The organism is Rhodopseudomonas palustris (assembly GCF_003031265.1).
Classification (GTDB): Bacteria; Pseudomonadota; Alphaproteobacteria; order Rhizobiales; family Xanthobacteraceae; genus Rhodopseudomonas; species Rhodopseudomonas palustris_H.
Genome location: NZ_CP019966.1, coordinates 1775781 through 1792213 on the forward strand (window position 1 = coordinate 1775781; position 16433 = coordinate 1792213).

A 16433-nucleotide genomic window follows, 5' to 3' on the forward strand; every position below is an offset into this window, starting at 1 on the left:
GCCGAGATTACGGTCCGCCTCGGCGTCTGGGCTTGATCGGCCGCAACTTTGGCCGGAGGCGCGGCCGGCGGTCAGCCGGCGTGGCGCACCCGGCGGCCCTCGATCGGGTAGGCCGGGTCGTTGTAGCCGGGCGTGGAGGGATGGCCGCTCGCCACCAGGCTGTCGATCAGCGCCTCGTCCTCGGCGGTGAAGCGGTAGTCGAGCGCCCGGACATAATCGTCCCATTGCTGTTCGGTGCGTGGACCGGCGATCACCGAGGTCACCAGCGCGTTGTTCAGCACCCAGCCGACCGCGAATTGGACGGCGGTGGCGCCCTTGGTTTCGGCGTGGGACCGGATCTGCTGCGCCAGCTTCAGCGACTCGGGCCGCCACTCGGTCTGCAGCATCCGCTTGTCGGCGCGGCCGGCGCGGCTGTCTTTGTCCGGCTGCGCGTCGGGCGCGTATTTGCCGGTCAGGACGCCGCGCGCCAGCGGCGAGTAGGGGACGATACCGAGGCCGTAGAAGCCGCAGGCCGGGATGTGCTCGACCTCCGGCATCCGGTTCATGGCGTTGTAATACGGCTGGCTGACGACTGGGCGGTCGATGCCGAGCCGGTCGCAGATGTTGCAGATCTCGGCGACGCGCCAGGCACGATAATTCGACACGCCGAAGTAGCGGATCTTGCCGGCGCGGATCAGATCGCCGATCGCCCGCACCGTTTCCTCAAGCGGCGTCGCATGATCTTCGCGGTGCAGATAATAGATATCGATCCAGTCGGTGCCGAGGCGCTTCAGGCTTTCATCGGCAGCCTGCAGCACGCGGCGGCGCGACAGCCCGGCGCGGTTGGGGCCGTCCCCCATCGGATTGGCGACCTTGGTGGCGAGGATCCAGTGTTCCCGATGCGCCGTGATCGCGCGGCCGACCACCTGCTCGGAGCCGCCGGTCGAATAGACGTCGGCGGTGTCGATGAAATTGATTCCAGCGTCGCGCGCCTTGTCGATGATCCGCGCCGACGTCGGTTCGTCGGTGGCGCCGCCGAACATCATCGTGCCGAGGCAAAGCGGCGAAACCTTCAGGCCGCTACGGCCGAGCGAACGATAGTCCATGGGGCTTCCTTCGAGATTTTTTTAGACACGGTAATGCAGGTGGCGGCCACCGCATTTCAGATCATAGCCGCCCGAGGCCGTCATTGCGAGGAGCGAAGCGACGAAGCAATCCACCTCCGAGCACTGGGCTGGATTACTTCGCTTCGCTCGCAATGACGGAGACAGGCATCGAGACTCTCGCTGCCTTCGAAATCAGTGCCCGCTACTTCTTCACCAGTGGGCAGGCAGGATCGGGTGGGCCAAACGCAGCTTCGCCGGGGATGTGAGCCAGGATCTTGTAATAGTCCCACGGATATTTCGACTCCTCCGGGGTCTTCACCTGCACCAGCATCAGGTCGTGGACCATCAGCCCATCCTCGCGCAGCTTTCCGCCGCGGGCAAAGAAGTCATTGACCGGCTTCTCCCGCATCTTGGCTGCGACCTTCAAGGGATCGTCGGTCCCGGCGTCCTTGATCGCCTGCAGATAATGCATGGTCGCCGAATACACGCCGGCCTGCCACATCGTCGGCATCCGGTTCATCTTGGCGAAATAGCGCTTCGACCATTCGCGGGTTTTGTCGTCCATGTCCCAATAGAATGACGTCGTCAGCAGCAGTCCCTGCGCGGTGGGCAGGCCAAGCGAATGCACGTCGGTGATCAGCGCCAGCAGCGCCGCCATCTGCTGGCCGCCCTTGAAGATGCCGAATTCGCCGCCGGTCTTGATCTCGTTGACGTTGTTGGGCGGGCCGGCTGCGATGCCGATGATCTTGGCTTTCGAGGCCTGCGCCTGCAGCACGAACGACGACACGTCCGAGGTCGCAAACGGCGGCCGCACCGAGCCGAGCACCTTGCCGCCGGTCTTGGTGACCATTGCGGCAGCGTCTTTCTCCAGCGATTGGCCGAAGGCGTAGTCGTCGGTGATGAAGAACCAGGTGTCGCCACCGCGCTTCACCACCTCCTGTGCGGTGCCGACCGCGAGGGCATGCGTGTCGAATACCCATTGCATGGCGTAGGGGCTGCAGAACTTGCCGTGGAAGTCCGCCGCGCCGGTCGACTGGGCGATGAACAGCCGCTTCTTCTCATTGGCGATGTTCTGGACGGCGAGGCCGACGGCGGAGACCGGCACGTCGAGGATCAGGTCGACCTGCTCGACGTCGTACCAGCGCCGCGCCAGCGTGGCGCCGATATCGGGCTTGAGCTGATGGTCGCCGACGATCACCTGGATCGGCTTGCCGAGCACGGTGCCGCCGAAATCGTCCACCGCCATTTGCGCCGCGGTCACGGAGCCCTGTCCGGTCGGTGTCGAGGCAGGGCCGTTCATATCGGTGAGGACGCCGAGCTTGACGACGTCGTCGGAGACTTGCGCGCGGGCGATGGACGATGACAGCAGCGCAGCCGTCATCATCGCCGCCGCGATCGATCTGGCGATCATTCGTTTCTCCCTTGTTCCGGCTCTGCGGCCGTGTTGTGATTAAGAAACTTACACCATTCTGCTGCCACCGCAATTTACCGGCGGCGCGATGACCAGGGGCCGATGTTCGCGATACTGGGGTTGGGGTTTCTGCTCGGGATGCAGCATGCGCTCGAGGTCGATCACATCGCCGCGGTGTCGACGATCGCAGCGCGGCGCAGCGGCGTCGCCGATATCGTCAAGCACGGACTGACCTGGGGCCTCGGCCACACGCTGACGCTGTTCCTGTTTGCGGGCCTCGCGCTGGTGATCGGCCACGCGATCCCCGAGCAGATCGCCCATCCGCTGGAGGGAGCGGTCGGCTTCATGCTGGTGGCACTCGGCGGGCATCTGCTGTGGCGGCTGTGGCGCGACCGGGTTCACGTCCATGTCCATCAGCACGGCGACGGTGTGCGCCACCTCCATTTGCATAGCCATGCCGACCGGTTGAGCCACGACGCGCCCACCGCGCATCGGCATGAGCACGGCTTCCGCTGGCGGACGCTGTTGGTCGGCCTGATGCACGGCATGGCCGGCTCGGCGGCGCTGTTGGTGCTGGCGGTGTCGCAGGCGCCGAGCCCGGCACAGGGGCTACTTTACGTTGCGCTGTTCGGACTGGGCTCGATGGTCGGAATGGGAGCACTATCGGCCGTGATCGCGGTGCCGGTGGTGATCTCGGCGCGCTCGCTGACGACCGCTAACCGCCTGCTGCAGGGCGCGGTCGGTGTTCTCACGATCGCGATCGGGGTGAGCACCATCCACGCGACGCTGCTCGCTTAGAGCGAAGCAAAGCGCCGGCGGGCGCAGTGTCAGGCGATCTTGCGCAGCGTCTCAGGTGAGGGGAGATGGGTCTCGGGCGGCGGCTCGGGGGCCGGCTCGTACACCGCGTAGCGGTCCTTGCCGAGCTTCTTGGCGTTGTACAGCGCGACATCCGCCGCTGCGATCAGTCGCTCAGGGTGGAGGCCGATCTGCGGGGTCCACTGCGCGACGCCGATCGACGCTGCGATCTTGATCCCAGCCTCGCCGCGGGCCGACACGGCGCGGCTTTCGTCCAGGATATAGCGGGCGATCATGACGCCTTCGCGCAGCGTCGTGCCCGGCATCACCACGCAGAATTCGTCGCCGCCGGCGCGTGCCAGCAGATCGCCGGGGCGCAGCCGTGACTGCGCGGCCCGCGAGAACCGGCGTAGGCATTCGTCACCGGCTGCATGGCCATGACCGTCATTGATCGCCTTGAAGCCGTCGAGGTCGATCGCCAGCACGGCGAACGGCTCGCCGGTGCTCATCGAAACCGTGCACTGCTCCGACATCCGCTGCAGCAGATGCCGGCGGTTGGAGACGCCGGTGAGGTCGTCGAGCAGCGCGAGATTTTCAACTTCCGAGCGCAGCCGGTCGATCGCCATCAGCAGGAAAGCGAAATTCCACGTCATCGACAGGAATACCAGCGCCAACACCAGCCCGGCCTGGAAGTCGTTGAAGTGAACCAGCGAGAGTTCGCCGCCGACGCCCATCATCGCCGCGATCGAGCGCACCACATAGACCGCTACGATCAGGCTGGCGATCACGCCCGCCATCCGTGCACCCGGGTTGCGCCGCCCCACCTTGGACATAACCAGCGGCAGCGTTAGGGCAGTCGGGATCAGCTGTGCCATCGAGTACACCACGATCCGCATCGCCATCGAGTCGACGACAAAGATGAAGAAGCTCAGTCCAGCCGCGACTGCGCCCGTGACGATGAACGCCATCGTCCAGGGCACGCGGCGGCCGTAGAACTCGTACATGCCCATCGCGGACAAACAGCAGGCGAAGACCACCAGTGTGCCGCCGCCGATCAGCGAGAGTTCGACATTGATCACGAGGCGGAGCATGCCGACGACCGCGCCCGTCGCGAGCACGAAGCAGGCTGCCGTCATGTAACGGGCGGGCGTGAAGTTCGGATAGTTACGGGTGACGTGGACCCACACCAGGCCCAGCGAAACGAAATTGATCAGGAAGACGATCCAGAGCGTCGGCATGCTCAACATGCGTGCCTCCACTCGATGGAGGCCACCCAACCTCCGATTGTTATCTGCCGTCCGCCCATGACTACTCCCAAAGTTGAGCGGAGGGTGCGCCGCGAGCGTTTAACGGACTCTGATCATGCTTCGCAAAAATACGAGTTGGTTTTGAAACGGTGAACGGCGCCGCACCATTGCGTGACAGTCGCTGTTCACTCGCCATTAACGATGCGAATTGCGCGAAATAAGCGAACAATTGTGGATAACAATGCGAAATATCTTCGTCAGCCGATAGAAGTGGCAGCGAATCTGTTCCGATCAAAACGGAGGCGGTTGCAAGATCGGCGAGCCCGGTCCCGTCTCGCGTGGCGTTAGTATCCATCAGCTCGAGAGGACGAGATGGCGAAGAAAGCCAAGAAGGCGAAGACCGTCGCCAAGGCCAAGAAGGCCAAGACGGTGAAGAAGGCCGCCAAGAAGGTCACGAAGAAGGCGACGAAGAAGGCCGCCAAGAAAGCGACGAAGAAGGCGACCAAGAAGACCGTAAAGAAGGCCAAGACGGCTAAGAAAGCCAAGAAGGCCAAGAAGTAACTGCCACGGAGGCGCCCCGGCGGGGCGCCTCCGCCGGCCGCCCACGGTATCGGCGGCCTGAGCGGCATGCCGAGGCAGAGCGGCCCTGCGGCTGGCGGACTTGCCCGGCGGCAGTTTTGGGGGCATAGCCGGCTTCAAATGCGGCAGCCGCTCTTATAGGGTCCCGCCGACGTTCCTGCCGGCACCCGCCGCCCCAACCCCCAAGACCGATGAAGATCACCCAAGCGTTCCGCTTCGAAGCCGCCCATTATTTGCCCAACGTGCCGGAAACCCACCGCTGCAAGCGGATGCATGGGCATTCCTATCGGGTCGAATTGCAGCTCAGCGGGCCGATTAATCCGGTCACCGGCTTCGTGCTGGACTTTTTCGAGATCGAGGCCGCGTTCGGGCCGCTGTTGAAGCGGCTCGACCATTACTGTCTCAACGAGGTCGAGGGGCTGGAAAATCCGACCGCGGAGAATATCGCGATCTGGATCTGGCGCCGCACCAAGCCGGAGCTGCCGCAGCTCTGCGGCGTGCGGGTCTACGAAACCTCAGAGTGCTGGGCCGATTACGCCGGCGAAGACGACTGACGTCTCGGGCGGCTCAGAGGCCGCCCTCATAGATCGGTCCGCGGGAGACGCGGACCGAGGCGAAGGTCAGGCGCGCACCGCCGCCGTCTTGCTGCGCTCGGCTGCGGTTTCCTGCTCCCAGCGCAGGATGGTCGCATACAGGTTCTGGAATTTGCTCGCGGTCTCGCCGTCGAACATCGGGTCCTTGCGATCGTCGATGCGCGCGTCGATCTTCGCCCAGTCTTCCGGAGTCAGCGTTTCGAGCGCGGCCGGGAACAGCAGCTGTTCTTCCTTCAGCATGTGGCGGCGCTGGTGCTCGATGAAGTCGCGCGCCGCAGCGTGGAAGGTCTGGCGCGGCAATTCCTGATCGGCCAGCACATCGTCCACCACCTTGGCGAAGTTCGCGAGGCGATCGACTTCCAGCTCGTGCTCTTTCTCGATGTCACCGACCGTGCCGGCAACCGCGGGATTACGCTCCTTCAGGATGCGATAGACGACGTCTTCCTTCGGGTGGTGACAGGCTTCCGGGTACTCCTTGAAGTACTGAATAATGGCCTGGAAGATTTCGTAGTCGGGTCGCTCGCGGCGATCGAAGACGCTGAGCTCTTGTTCGAGCACGTCGAGCAGGCGCGCGATGTTGCGGTGCTCGTCGTTCAGCAATTCAATGATTCGTGACATGGCCGACCTCGATGTCGCTATCCGCAAATACGCAGCGATTTGCGGCAAACCTTCGCGACCGCAAAATACGTCCAATCGATCGCCAATCCTTGCGTTAGATCAACTGGACGCAGGCGGCTATCAGTCGCAACCGCGCTGCTGTTACAACGCGGTGCGGCGCAGGCGGAGCGCGTTGCCGATCACGCTGACCGACGACAGCGACATCGCGGCAGCGGCGATAATCGGCGACAGCAGCAGGCCGAAGCTCGGATACAGGATGCCGGCCGCGATCGGAATGCCGGCCGAGTTGTACACAAAGGCGAAGAACAGATTCTGCCGGATGTTGCGCATCGTCGCTTGCGACAAGTTGCGGGCGCGAACGATGCCGCCGAGATCGCCCTTGAGCAGCGTGACGCCGGCGCTTTCCATCGCCACGTCGGTCCCGGTTCCCATCGCGATGCCGACATCCGCGGCAGCCAGCGCCGGGGCGTCGTTGACGCCGTCGCCGGCCATCGCCACCACGCGGCCCTGCTGCCGCAGCTTCTCGACCACTGCGCTCTTCTGATCCGGCAGCACCTCGGCCTCGACGTCGGCGATACCGAGCTTGCGGGCGACCGCGTTTGCGGTGACGCGGTTGTCGCCGGTCAGCATGATCACCTTGATGCCGTCGGCCGCGAGCGCCGTCAGGGCCGCGGGCGTCGAGGGTTTCACAGCGTCGGCGATGGCGAACAGCCCGGCGAGGCGGCCGTCGATCGCGACATGCACCACGGTGTCGCCGTCGCCGCGCAACTGCTCGGTCTTGGCCGCGAGCGAAGCCGTGTCGATGCCGAGCGAGGCGAGATACGCCGGGTTGCCGATCACTACCGTCCGGCCTGCGACCGTGCCGGTCGCGCCTTTACCAGTGGGGGCGTCGAAACCGGTGACGTCGGCGAGATCGAGGTTGCGCTGCTTGGCGGCGCGGACGATGGCGTCGGCGAGCGGATGCTCACTGGCGCGCTCGACGCTGGCGGCAAGCCGCAAGAGCTCGGCTTCATCTGTTCCGTCCGCGGTTACGATCGCCACCACGCTCGGCCGGCCTTCGGTGAGCGTGCCGGTCTTGTCGATCACCAGGGTGTCGATCTTCTCCATCCGCTCCAGCGCTTCGGCGTTGCGGATCAGCACACCGGCCTGCGCGCCGCGACCGACGCCGACCATGATCGACATCGGGGTCGCGAGGCCGAGCGCGCACGGGCAGGCGATGATCAGCACGCTGACGGCGGCGACCAACGCAAAGGTCAGTCGCGGTTCCGGACCAAAGGTGGCCCAGGCCGCAAAGGCGACGATGGCGGCGAGCAGCACCGCCGGCACGAACCAGCCGGCGACCAGATCGGCGACGCGCTGGATCGGCGCGCGCGAGCGCTGGGCCTGCGCCACCATCTGCACGATGCGCGACAGCATGGTGTCGCGGCCGACCTGATCGGCGCGCATCACGAAGCCGCCGGATTGATTCAGCGTACCCGCCACCACCTTGCCGCCGGTCTCACGGCTCACCGGCATCGACTCGCCGGTGACCAGCGACTCATCCAGCGTGCCGCGGCCTTCGATAATGGTGCCGTCGACCGGCACCTTCTCGCCGGGACGCACACGCAGCCTGTCGCCGACGCTGAGACTATCGATCTCGACCTCGTGCTCGCGGCCATCGGCTTCGATCTTGCGGGCTGTCTTCGGCGCGAGCCCGAGCAGCGCCTTGATGGCGCCGGAGGTGGCTTCACGGGCGCGCAGTTCGAGTACCTGTCCGAGCAGGACCAGAACGGTGATCACGGCGGCGGCTTCGAAATACACCGGAACGGTGCCGCCATGGCCGCGGAAGGCGGGCGGGAATAGCTGCGGCGCGACGGTCGCCACCAGGCTGTAGACGTACGCGACGCCGGTGCCCATCGCGACCAGGGTGAACATATTGAGGTTGCGCGTCACCACCGACTGCCAGCCGCGCACGAAGAACGGCCAGCCGGCCCACAGCACGACAGGCGTCGCCGAGACGAGCTGAATCCAGTTCGACAGCGCCGGATCGATCAGGCCGTGGCCGCCGACGAGATGACCACCCATCTCGAGCACAACAGCCGGCAACGCCAGCACCAGGCCGAACCAGAACCGGCGCGTCATGTCGACGAGCTCGGGGTTCGGTGCGTCATCGAGCGACACCAGCTCCGGCTCGAGCGCCATGCCGCAGATCGGGCAGGTGCCCGGGCCGACTTGGCGGATCTGCGGATCCATCGGGCAGGTGTAGATCGTGCCTTCCGGCACGTCGGCGGCCGGCTTGGCTTTGCTCTTGTCCAGATACGACACCGGGTCGGCGGCGAACTTGGTTTGGCAGGCTTCGCGGCAGAAGTGATAGGTCGTGCCCTTGTAGGCAAAGTGATGCTTGCTGGTGGCGGGATCGACCTTCATGCCGCACACCGGGTCGATCACCTTGCCGTCGTCAGCGGAGGCGCTGTGATGATGGTCGGCGTGGTCGTGCGCACCGCCGCAACAGGACGAACTGGCCGCCTTGGCCAGATAGCGCTGCGGATCGGCCGCGAACTTCGTCCGGCAGCCGCCGCAGCAGAAGTGATAGGTGGTGCCGTCGTGTTCGAAGCTGTGCTTACTGGTGGCGACATCGACGGTCATGCCGCAGACCGGATCGATTGCTTTCGCTTCAGGCGCTGGGTGATGATGGGCGTGGTCGCCACCGCCGCAGCATGAGGACTTCGCCGGCAGATCCGTCAGCTGATGCAGCTTCGGGGCTGCCTTCGGCGGCAGCGTGAAGGGCTGGGCGGCCTTTGCCAGCACGCCGGCGGGATCGGCCGCGAAAGTGTCGCGGCAGCCGCCACAGCAGAAATAGTAGGTCTGGCCGTCGTGATCGAAGCGATGCTGCGCGGTCGCGGTGTCGACGGTCATACCGCACACCGGGTCGGTCGCCGTTGTCGTGGCGGGCGCCGATGCGCTCGCTGGTCCGCCGCAGCAGGACGAGGTTGCGGGCGCATTCGCCCCTGCAGAACCGCAGCAGCCCGTGTTCTTGACAGAGGCGTCTTGCCCCGCATGCTCCGCGTCGCGCATTGCGTCACCCTGGCGCTTGTAACCCATACCGTGTAGGGGTATATATCCGACATGCACAAAGACATCAAGGCGTCGTGCCAAAAACGGCTGGGGCGGATCGAAGGGCAGGTGCGCGGCATCTCCAAGATGGTGGAGGAGGGGCGCTACTGCATCGACATCGTCACCCAGATCTCAGCGGTCCGCGCCGCGTTGCGCCGGGTGGAGGAGGAAGTGCTGAAGGATCACGTCGCGCATTGCGTCGAGCACGCGATCGCCAGCGGTGACAAAGCCGATCAGCGCCAGAAGATCGCGGAACTGATGGATGTGATCCAGCGCTCCGGCCGCTGAACCGGATGAGTGAGTCGGCGAGGTCTGCGCTCAGCGACGTTGCGCGGTGGTCGTCGTCGATGTCCCGAATAGCGAGGTCTTCACCGCGCTGAAGCCGGCGGAGAGCTGAGTCAGACCGCAGGACAACGGATCATTGCTGCCGCAGGCGTAGCGCTGCGGCTCCGTCGCGCGTCTGCGCTCGGCGCGCTTCTTCTCAGCGCGAGGTCGGGTCTTGTCAGCGGCGGCACGGGGCTTGTCAGCTGCAGAGCGCGGCTTATCAGCAACAACGCGGGGCTTCGGCAGTGGGGGCGGTGGCTCGGCGGCCGTCGCCTGTTGCTGCAGGGCGGCGAGCTGCTGTTGTTTGGCGGTGAACGCCGCCACGATCATCTGCCGCCGGCGCTCGTCGAGGAACGCGGTGTACTCCTCGTCGATCTTCCGTAGCTCGGCGGCCGTCGGATTCGGGCCGGCGATATCGAAGCTGCGGTTCTGCATGAAGTCGAAATAGGTGTAGCCGCCGCCGGGTTTGCGCCGGCCGGCGAACTTGGCGTCGCACTGAGTTTGCAGCGCCGCCTTGGTGTCCTGGGTGGCCGCCTTGGTCTCGCCCTTGGCGATGCAGTCCTCGTAATCGACCGGCTCTTTGTTCGGCCACCACTGCGCCTGAGCACGCGTCGCCGGTGCCGCGATCCCGATCAGGATCGCGAGCTGAAGCACTCCGAGATGGCTTACTCCGGTCATACCTGTCCCGCGGCTAGGGTAGCGGCGTATTATTCCGGATTCCGCCGGGGACGAGGCGGTTTGTCAAGGCACCGGGGCGGTACTGAGCGCTGAATACACGTGCAAATTAACTCACATGAAACTCGACATTGACCTGGCCGGAGCCGCTGGAAGGGAAATAATCGCATAATGGCTCGGCTTCGCCGGTGTAATCGTCCCACCCGAGTGCCGCGAACAGCATCACCGTGTCGGCCATGCCACCTTCGCCATTGCATTTCACTGCGTAGTCCGGAAGCATCGCGGTGAATTCTCGGTAGCGCCGCTCCTGCCAGAGCTGCAGGACCCGCAGGTCGACCTGACGGTTGAACTCACTGGCGATGGTAGTCCAGGCATCGGGGCCGAGATCCTTGTTCGGCCACAGCCGATGCGACAGCGAGCCCGAAGCAAGTATCGCTACGCGTTCGTCGGAGGCATCGATCGCGCGGCGGGTTGCTTCACCGAGCGCGCGGCTCTCCTCGATCGAGGTGAACAGTGGCGAAGCGATCGAAACGACCTTCGCCCAGCCGTCGGGATTGAGATAGTGCATCGGCACGATGGTGCCGTATTCGAGCCCGAGCGTCGGTACCTGATGCGCCAGGACTTTCAGTCCGCGGCTCTGTGCCTCGACGGCGATCGCCTGCGCTAAGGCCGGATCGCCCGGCAGGTCGTAGCGCAGGTCCTGGATCATGTGCGGCGCTTCGTGACTGGTAAACGAGCCACGGTGCTGCGTATTGGCATTGATGTGGTAGCCGAAGTTCGACAGCCAATGCGTGTCGAACACCACGAAGGTTGTGACCTCGCGCTCCTTTGCGCGACGGCCAAGTTCGCGAAGCGCCGCGACGGCACCGGCTCGTGCCTGCCGCAGCGGACTGTCGGAGGCCTCCGACAGCATCAGTGAGGGAACGTGACTGACCTTGGCCGCCAGCACCAGCTTGCCCATCGTGCAACTCCCGAGTCGTGCTGGTGCTATTCGACGTCGGCGAATTCTTTCTGGTGCAGCCACGCTGTGTGGCGCGGCGGCTTCTTGGTCACCGCCCATTCGTCGACCATCGCGTGGGCGACACTCTTCATCTGGGAGAGTTGCTCCGGCGTTGCGGTCCAGGCGGCGACCTCGAGCCGGTGGCCGCTCGGATCTCGGAAGTAGATCGACTTGAAGATGGTGTGATCGGTTGGGCCGACCACGTCGAGACCTTCGGCTTCGGCGCGCTGCTTCGCCGCCATCAGCCCATCGACGTCATTGACCTGAAAGGCGATGTGCTGGACCCAGTCTGGCGTGTTCGGATCGCGGCCAATCGGCGGCGAGTTCGGCAGTTCGAAGAACGCCAGGATGTTGCCGGCGCCGGCATCGAGGAAGATGTGCATGTAGGGATCGGGCGCCTTGGTCGACGGCACCTTGTCCTCGGCGATCGCGCCGATCAGCTCCATCCCCATCACCCGCCCGTAGAACGCCACGGTTTCCTTGGCGTCCTTGCAGCGATAGGCGACGTGATGGATCTGCTGGATTTGCATGATGTCCTCCCGATTGTTTTGTGCATTTGATCCGCATTGGATCAAACCAGCCTGTCGGGAGGTTGACGTGGATCAACGATCCAGCCGCCGGCGTAACAGACGCCGGCCGGCGAGCTTGGCGTCGGCAGGGAGCCGGCGCGAGACAGTCAGGAGGGATCAGGCGGCGCGGTTATCTGCCAGCACCGACTCGGCGTGCTCGATATGTTCGAGCTCCGAGAGCTTGGTGGAAGTCTTGCCCCGGCAAGACCACGAGATCTGCGCTTCGTCACCGTTGATCGACAGGATGATGCCGGTGGCGCCGCCCTGGGTGGTGACTTCGTCGCCGACAGAGAACGTTTCGTTGGCGAGTGCGGCTTCCAACGCGGCACGGAGGCAGAACAATTCGTTGCCGTTGGCGGCGCGGAATGCGGCGGCGGCCTTGGCAACCATGTCGTCGGTGACTTTGAGTTTGTGGGCCATTGCACGTACCTCGATTGGTTCGATCGTGGAGGGCTGCGACGTTGCCGACCCGCACGGGAAGAACCACGCGGCGATTAGGCTGCTAGATGTGGTATTTTCCGTTAAAGATGCAGCTCCGTAAGGATACTGATGACTGCTAGAATTACCGTCGGCGGTAATAATCCACCCAACTGCGAATTTGCAATTGAGCTGCATCAAAACGACAAACGCGCGCCGAGGCGCGCGTTTTCGCGTTTGGTAAAATTGTAAGGTCGGTCAGACCGCGATCGAGTGCCGGACCGATGAGTTGCGCAGGTAGGTGTCGAACACCGACGCCACCACGCGCGACAGCCGGACGCCTTCCGGCGTCAGCGTCACTTTGCTGCCATTGCACACCACGGCGCCGTCGCGCTGCAGTTCGGCGAGCGACTCCTGCTCCGGTGCGTACCAGTCATCGGCACAGCCGAACGCCTTGCCGGCGGCTGCGAGATCGACCTTGCCGTCGCACATGATGCGTTCGATCACGTGGGCGCGGAGATTGTCCTGCTGGGTCAGGGCGTGACCACGCGCCACCGGAATCTTGCCGGCTTCGACCGCGCGCGCCCAGGCGCCGGTCTCGCTGATGTTCTGCACGTAGCCGCTCGGGGTGCGGCCGATCGAGGTGGCGCCGAGCCCGATCAGGGTCTGCGCCGCATCGGCGGTGTAGCCCTGGAAGTTGCGGTGCAGCTCGCCGGTCTTGGCGGCAACCGCCAGCGAGTCGCCCGGCAGAGCGAAGTGGTCGATGCCGATGCGGACGTAGCCGCCCTTGACCAGCGCTTCCGCAGCGGTGTCCGCCTGGGTCGCGCGCAGCTCCGGCTTCGGCAGCGACTCGTCCGGAATCATCCGCTGGTTCTTGGCGACCCACGGCACGTGGGCGTAGCCGAACAGCGCGACCCGGTCGGGCTTCATCTCGACGCACTGTTCGACGGTGCGGCGCAGGTCTTCGGCGGTCTGATAGGGCAGGCCATAGATTAGGTCGAAATTGATGCGTTCGACGCCGGCCGATTTGAACAGCTGCATCGCGCGCGCGACCATTTCGGGCGGCTGGACGCGGTTGATCGCTTCCTGCACCTTCGGGTCGAATTCCTGCACGCCGAAGCTGGCGCGGGTGAAGCCGAGCTCGCCGATCTTGGCGGCCATGTCTTCGGTCAGCGTACGGGGATCGCTCTCGATCGCGATTTCAGCGTCGGGCAGGAATTCGAAGCGCTCGCGCAGCAGCGTCATCAGCGCGCCGAGATCCTGCGGATCGATCACCGTCGGGGTGCCGCCGCCGAAATGCAGATGGCGCACCGGCATCGTGCCGGGCAGGGCGTCGGCGACCAGATCGATTTCGTCGATCAGGTGTTCGACGTAGTCGGCGACCGGATCGTACTTCGCAGCAAGCTTCATGTTGCAGCCGCAGTACCAGCACATCTGCTTGCAGAACGGCACGTGCAGATACAGCGAGACCGGTTCGTCGGTATCGAGCTGAGCAAGCCAGCCACGATAAATCGACTCCGGGAAGTCCTTCGCGAAATGCGGCGCGGTGGGATAGCTGGTGTAGCGCGGCACCGAGCTCTTGGCGTATTTGTCGAGGGCAGACGACATCGTCGTGATCTCTCTGATCGCCCGCGGATCAACGCGCGGAAAGGGTTTCTGATTGGCCTGCGATCGGCTCTGATCGCCTGCTGGCGTAAATGTTGGCGGCGTCGGGGATCGAGGTCCAATCCGCCACGAAGCGACAGCAATTGTCGCCATGTGCTCCGCACGCCGTCTCGGTCACTCGTGTATAGGGCGACACCAACGACTGGAATAGCCGTTGAAATACGGAGGCGTGCCAGACGCAGACATTGTGATCGGCGTGTTCGCCAGCGCACAACGGATTAGCGGCGATCTCGAACGTCACGGTCTTGCCGGCGTGCGCGGAGAATTTGCCGGAACCCGCGAAGGTCCAGGCGTGCGCGGTGATCGCCTTGGTCAGCATCTTGGCTGCGATCGAGGCCGGCATGATCTTCAGCACCGCCTGCGCGAGCTTGGGAATCCGGTTGGCCAGAATGTAATCGCCGGTGCGCAGCCCGGCGTCGGCGAGAACCTCCGCGGCCTGCTGCTGCGGCAGCACGCGGCGCACCGCCTGATGGATCGCTGCGACCGGACGTTCGTCGACCATCGCCGACGGCGGTGCGGCGAGCCAGTCGCTCGCCGCCGCCTCGGAGAAGATCTCCTTCGCGGCCGGCTGGAGGCCGGCCGCGTCGAGCGCGTGGATCAGTTGGATGACGGCATTGGGTCCAATTTCGGACACCGCTGAATGCGTCTCCACGTCAGTGACGGGTCGCCGAACCTGCGTCATGGGTGGTATCCGCCATGCGGCTGGTTACAGTCTTGGCGAGCGCTGCCTTGGCATCGGCTTCACTCTCTTCCATCTGCTCGGTGCCGCCGCCGCAGGCCGAGACGATGGCCATCTGCGAGGCCGCCGCCTTGCGGGAGCGGTCGGCGTTGGCTTCCCAGTCCGCCATCTGCGCGTGCGAAATCTTGCGCGTGGTATCGAACTGGAAGTCGACCTTCTTCTTCGACTGCGGACCCCAATAGCCGACGCGGCCGAGGTCGTAGAACTTGCGCTCGAAGCCGGCCTTCAGGAACGCCTTCAGACAGCCAAGCAGGTAGCGGCGCCGGCGTCCCGTTCCCGACCAGGGATACGAGAAGAACGCCTTGTACATGTAGAACCGGCGATAGTTGTTCATAACCCGGTCGAGCAGTTCGCCGCGCTCCATCGCCGCCGGCTTCACGATCGGCGTGACGAAATTGTACTTGGCGAAGTCGAACACCTCGACCTTGTCGGACAGCTCCTTGAACAGCGGAGTGAACGGCCACGGGGTGTACATCGACCAGTTGGCGAGGTCCGGCTTCCAGTCCATCGCCATGCGGTAGGTTTCTTCCAGCGTCTCCGGGGTCTCGGAGTCGAGGCCGACGATGAACTGGGCTTCGACGACGATGCCGGCTTCGCGGAGCAGGCGGATCGCCTTCTTGTTGTCGGAGATCTTGGTCTCTTTGTTGAACAGGTCGAGCTTGAGCTGAGCCGCCGCTTCGGTGCCGAGCGAGACGTGCATCAGGCCGGCTTCGTTGTAGAACTTCAGCAGCTGCTCGTCGCGCAGGATGTCGGTGACGCGGGTGTTGATGCCCCACTGCACCTTCTTGTTCAGGCCGCGCGCGATCAGTTCTTCGCAGAACTGGATGAACTTCTTGCGGTTGATGGTCGGCTCTTCGTCGGCCAGGATGAAGAAGCCGACGTCGTACTTCTCGACCAGCTCCTGGATCTCGTCGACCACCTTCTTCGGGTCGCGGACGCGGTAGTCGCGCCAGAACTTCCACTGCGAGCAGAACGAGCAGGTGAACGGACAGCCGCGCGCCATGTTCGGGATCGCCACGCGGGTGTTCATCGGAATGTAGCGATACAGATTCCAGTTCAGAACGCCCCAGTCGGGCTTGATGGCATCGAGGTCCTTGACCGTCGGAGCCGCCGCGGTGGCGACGATCTGGCTCTCGCCGTTGGAGCCTTCGGTGTAGGCGAGGCCCTTGATCTCGGAGCGGTTCGCCGGCCAGTTGCCCGAGGCAACGGCGCGCGCCAGCTCGACGACGATCTCTTCGCCTTCACCGCGGACGATCACGTCGACCCACGGCGCTTCACTCAGCACCTGCTGATACATGAAGGTCGCGTGCACGCCACCCAGCATGGTGACGATCTTCGGGTTGATCTGCTTGGCGACCTTCAGTGCTTCTTCGGCCGCGTAGATCGAGGGGGTGATCGATGTGGCGCCGACCAGGTCGGGCTGATAGTCGGAGATGATCTTGGCGAGACCCTCATTGGAGATCTCTTCGGTCATCGCATCGACGAATTTGATGTCGGTGAAGCCGTTCGCCTTCAGCGCGCCCGCCAGATAGGGGGCCCATGCCGGCGGCCAGTGGCCGGCGATCTCCGCGCCACCGGAATGATAATTCGGGTGAATGAGAAGGATGCGCACTGACTTTCTCC

At 64.5% G+C, this 16433-nt stretch carries 16 protein-coding genes; 4 read left to right on the top strand and 12 right to left on the bottom strand.

Going from position 1 to position 16433, the window contains the following annotated elements; translation table 11 throughout:
• Positions 1-71: 71 nt before the first annotated feature.
• Together RPPS3_RS08260 and RPPS3_RS08265 are read right to left on the bottom strand one after the other, a co-directional pair.
• Positions 72-1085, bottom strand: coding sequence for an aldo/keto reductase (locus tag RPPS3_RS08260; RefSeq protein WP_107343642.1), 1014 nt, complete (start codon positions 1083-1085; stop codon positions 72-74).
• Positions 1086-1287: 202 nt separating this feature from the next.
• Complete coding sequence (locus tag RPPS3_RS08265) at positions 1288-2496, bottom strand: ABC transporter substrate-binding protein (RefSeq protein WP_107343643.1); 1209 nt, start codon at positions 2494-2496, stop codon at positions 1288-1290.
• A gap of 102 nt (positions 2497-2598) precedes the next feature.
• Between RPPS3_RS08265 and RPPS3_RS08270 the strand changes: the two genes are divergently transcribed.
• Positions 2599-3294 (top strand): sulfite exporter TauE/SafE family protein, encoded by a 696-nt coding sequence (locus tag RPPS3_RS08270; protein ID WP_107343644.1) that lies wholly within the window; start codon positions 2599-2601, stop codon positions 3292-3294.
• 29 nt (positions 3295-3323) lie between these two features.
• Here RPPS3_RS08270 and RPPS3_RS08275 read toward each other — a convergent pair whose 3' ends face one another.
• Positions 3324-4538 (bottom strand): GGDEF domain-containing protein, encoded by a 1215-nt coding sequence (locus RPPS3_RS08275; RefSeq protein WP_107343645.1) that lies wholly within the window; start codon positions 4536-4538, stop codon positions 3324-3326.
• Between the two features lie 372 nt (positions 4539-4910).
• Here RPPS3_RS08275 and RPPS3_RS08280 point away from each other — a divergent pair, with 372 nt between their 5' ends.
• Both RPPS3_RS08280 and queD read left to right on the top strand, forming a co-directional pair.
• On the top strand, positions 4911-5099 hold the full coding sequence (locus RPPS3_RS08280) for a histone (protein WP_107343646.1): 189 nt from the start codon (positions 4911-4913) through the stop codon (positions 5097-5099).
• Between the two features lie 209 nt (positions 5100-5308).
• On the top strand, positions 5309-5671 hold the full coding sequence (queD, locus tag RPPS3_RS08285) for a 6-carboxytetrahydropterin synthase QueD (protein WP_107343647.1): 363 nt from the start codon (positions 5309-5311) through the stop codon (positions 5669-5671).
• 66 nt (positions 5672-5737) lie between these two features.
• On the opposite strand, the gene RPPS3_RS08290 is transcribed toward queD, so the two are convergent.
• Positions 5738-6328 carry a hemerythrin domain-containing protein gene (locus tag RPPS3_RS08290; RefSeq protein WP_107343648.1) on the bottom strand — a complete coding sequence of 197 codons (591 nt, stop codon included), beginning with the start codon at positions 6326-6328 and terminating at the stop codon, positions 5738-5740.
• 141 nt (positions 6329-6469) lie between these two features.
• Positions 6470-9382, bottom strand: a complete 2913-nt coding sequence (locus RPPS3_RS08295) for a heavy metal translocating P-type ATPase (RefSeq protein WP_107346506.1) — start codon at positions 9380-9382, stop codon at positions 6470-6472.
• Between the two features lie 51 nt (positions 9383-9433).
• Between RPPS3_RS08295 and RPPS3_RS08300 the strand changes: the two genes are divergently transcribed.
• Positions 9434-9709, top strand: coding sequence for a metal-sensitive transcriptional regulator (locus RPPS3_RS08300; RefSeq protein ID WP_011157220.1), 276 nt, complete (start codon positions 9434-9436; stop codon positions 9707-9709).
• 30 nt (positions 9710-9739) lie between these two features.
• Here the strand turns inward: RPPS3_RS08300 and RPPS3_RS08305 are convergent, their stop codons facing one another.
• The 7 genes from RPPS3_RS08305 to bchE form a co-directional block, all read right to left on the bottom strand.
• On the bottom strand, positions 9740-10423 hold the full coding sequence (locus RPPS3_RS08305) for a hypothetical protein (RefSeq protein ID WP_107343649.1): 684 nt from the start codon (positions 10421-10423) through the stop codon (positions 9740-9742).
• A 106-nt stretch (positions 10424-10529) separates the two neighbouring features.
• On the bottom strand, positions 10530-11381 hold the full coding sequence (gene hpaD / locus RPPS3_RS08310) for a 3,4-dihydroxyphenylacetate 2,3-dioxygenase (RefSeq protein WP_107343650.1): 852 nt from the start codon (positions 11379-11381) through the stop codon (positions 10530-10532).
• 26 nt (positions 11382-11407) lie between these two features.
• Entirely contained in the window at positions 11408-11950 is a 543-nt protein-coding gene (locus RPPS3_RS08315) for a VOC family protein (RefSeq protein ID WP_107343651.1), read from the bottom strand.
• A gap of 156 nt (positions 11951-12106) precedes the next feature.
• Positions 12107-12409: a preprotein translocase subunit YajC gene (locus RPPS3_RS08320; protein ID WP_011157224.1), complete on the bottom strand. Its 303-nt coding sequence runs from the start codon at positions 12407-12409 to the stop codon at positions 12107-12109.
• Positions 12410-12664: 255 nt separating this feature from the next.
• Positions 12665-14014, bottom strand: coding sequence for an oxygen-independent coproporphyrinogen III oxidase (hemN, locus tag RPPS3_RS08325; RefSeq protein ID WP_107343652.1), 1350 nt, complete (start codon positions 14012-14014; stop codon positions 12665-12667).
• A gap of 28 nt (positions 14015-14042) precedes the next feature.
• Positions 14043-14753, bottom strand: coding sequence for a bacteriochlorophyll 4-vinyl reductase (gene bchJ, locus RPPS3_RS08330; RefSeq protein WP_107343653.1), 711 nt, complete (start codon positions 14751-14753; stop codon positions 14043-14045).
• Positions 14725-16422, bottom strand: coding sequence for a magnesium-protoporphyrin IX monomethyl ester anaerobic oxidative cyclase (bchE, locus tag RPPS3_RS08335; protein WP_107343654.1), 1698 nt, complete (start codon positions 16420-16422; stop codon positions 14725-14727). Before bchE ends, bchJ begins: the two co-directional genes overlap by 29 nt.
• Positions 16423-16433: the final 11 nt, after the last annotated feature.

What these genes read in the sequence shown, in the direction of transcription:
- RPPS3_RS08290 (WP_107343648.1), bottom strand. Translation starts at nt 6,328, where the DNA reads ATGTCACGAATCATTGAATTGCTGAACGACGAGCACCGCAACATCGCG.
- RPPS3_RS08275 (WP_107343645.1), bottom strand. Translation starts at nt 4,538, where the DNA reads ATGTTGAGCATGCCGACGCTCTGGATCGTCTTCCTGATCAATTTCGTT.
- RPPS3_RS08265 (WP_107343643.1), bottom strand. Translation starts at nt 2,496, where the DNA reads ATGATCGCCAGATCGATCGCGGCGGCGATGATGACGGCTGCGCTGCTG.
- hemN (WP_107343652.1), bottom strand. Translation starts at nt 14,014, where the DNA reads ATGTCGTCTGCCCTCGACAAATACGCCAAGAGCTCGGTGCCGCGCTAC.
- bchJ (WP_107343653.1), bottom strand. Translation starts at nt 14,753, where the DNA reads ATGACGCAGGTTCGGCGACCCGTCACTGACGTGGAGACGCATTCAGCG.
- RPPS3_RS08295 (WP_107346506.1), bottom strand. Translation starts at nt 9,382, where the DNA reads ATGCGCGACGCGGAGCATGCGGGGCAAGACGCCTCTGTCAAGAACACG.
- RPPS3_RS08320 (WP_011157224.1), bottom strand. Translation starts at nt 12,409, where the DNA reads ATGGCCCACAAACTCAAAGTCACCGACGACATGGTTGCCAAGGCCGCC.
- RPPS3_RS08315 (WP_107343651.1), bottom strand. Translation starts at nt 11,950, where the DNA reads ATGCAAATCCAGCAGATCCATCACGTCGCCTATCGCTGCAAGGACGCC.
- RPPS3_RS08305 (WP_107343649.1), bottom strand. Translation starts at nt 10,423, where the DNA reads ATGACCGGAGTAAGCCATCTCGGAGTGCTTCAGCTCGCGATCCTGATC.
- hpaD (WP_107343650.1), bottom strand. Translation starts at nt 11,381, where the DNA reads ATGGGCAAGCTGGTGCTGGCGGCCAAGGTCAGTCACGTTCCCTCACTG.
- RPPS3_RS08270 (WP_107343644.1), top strand. Translation starts at nt 2,599, where the DNA reads ATGTTCGCGATACTGGGGTTGGGGTTTCTGCTCGGGATGCAGCATGCG.
- RPPS3_RS08280 (WP_107343646.1), top strand. Translation starts at nt 4,911, where the DNA reads ATGGCGAAGAAAGCCAAGAAGGCGAAGACCGTCGCCAAGGCCAAGAAG.
- RPPS3_RS08300 (WP_011157220.1), top strand. Translation starts at nt 9,434, where the DNA reads ATGCACAAAGACATCAAGGCGTCGTGCCAAAAACGGCTGGGGCGGATC.
- RPPS3_RS08260 (WP_107343642.1), bottom strand. Translation starts at nt 1,085, where the DNA reads ATGGACTATCGTTCGCTCGGCCGTAGCGGCCTGAAGGTTTCGCCGCTT.
- queD (WP_107343647.1), top strand. Translation starts at nt 5,309, where the DNA reads ATGAAGATCACCCAAGCGTTCCGCTTCGAAGCCGCCCATTATTTGCCC.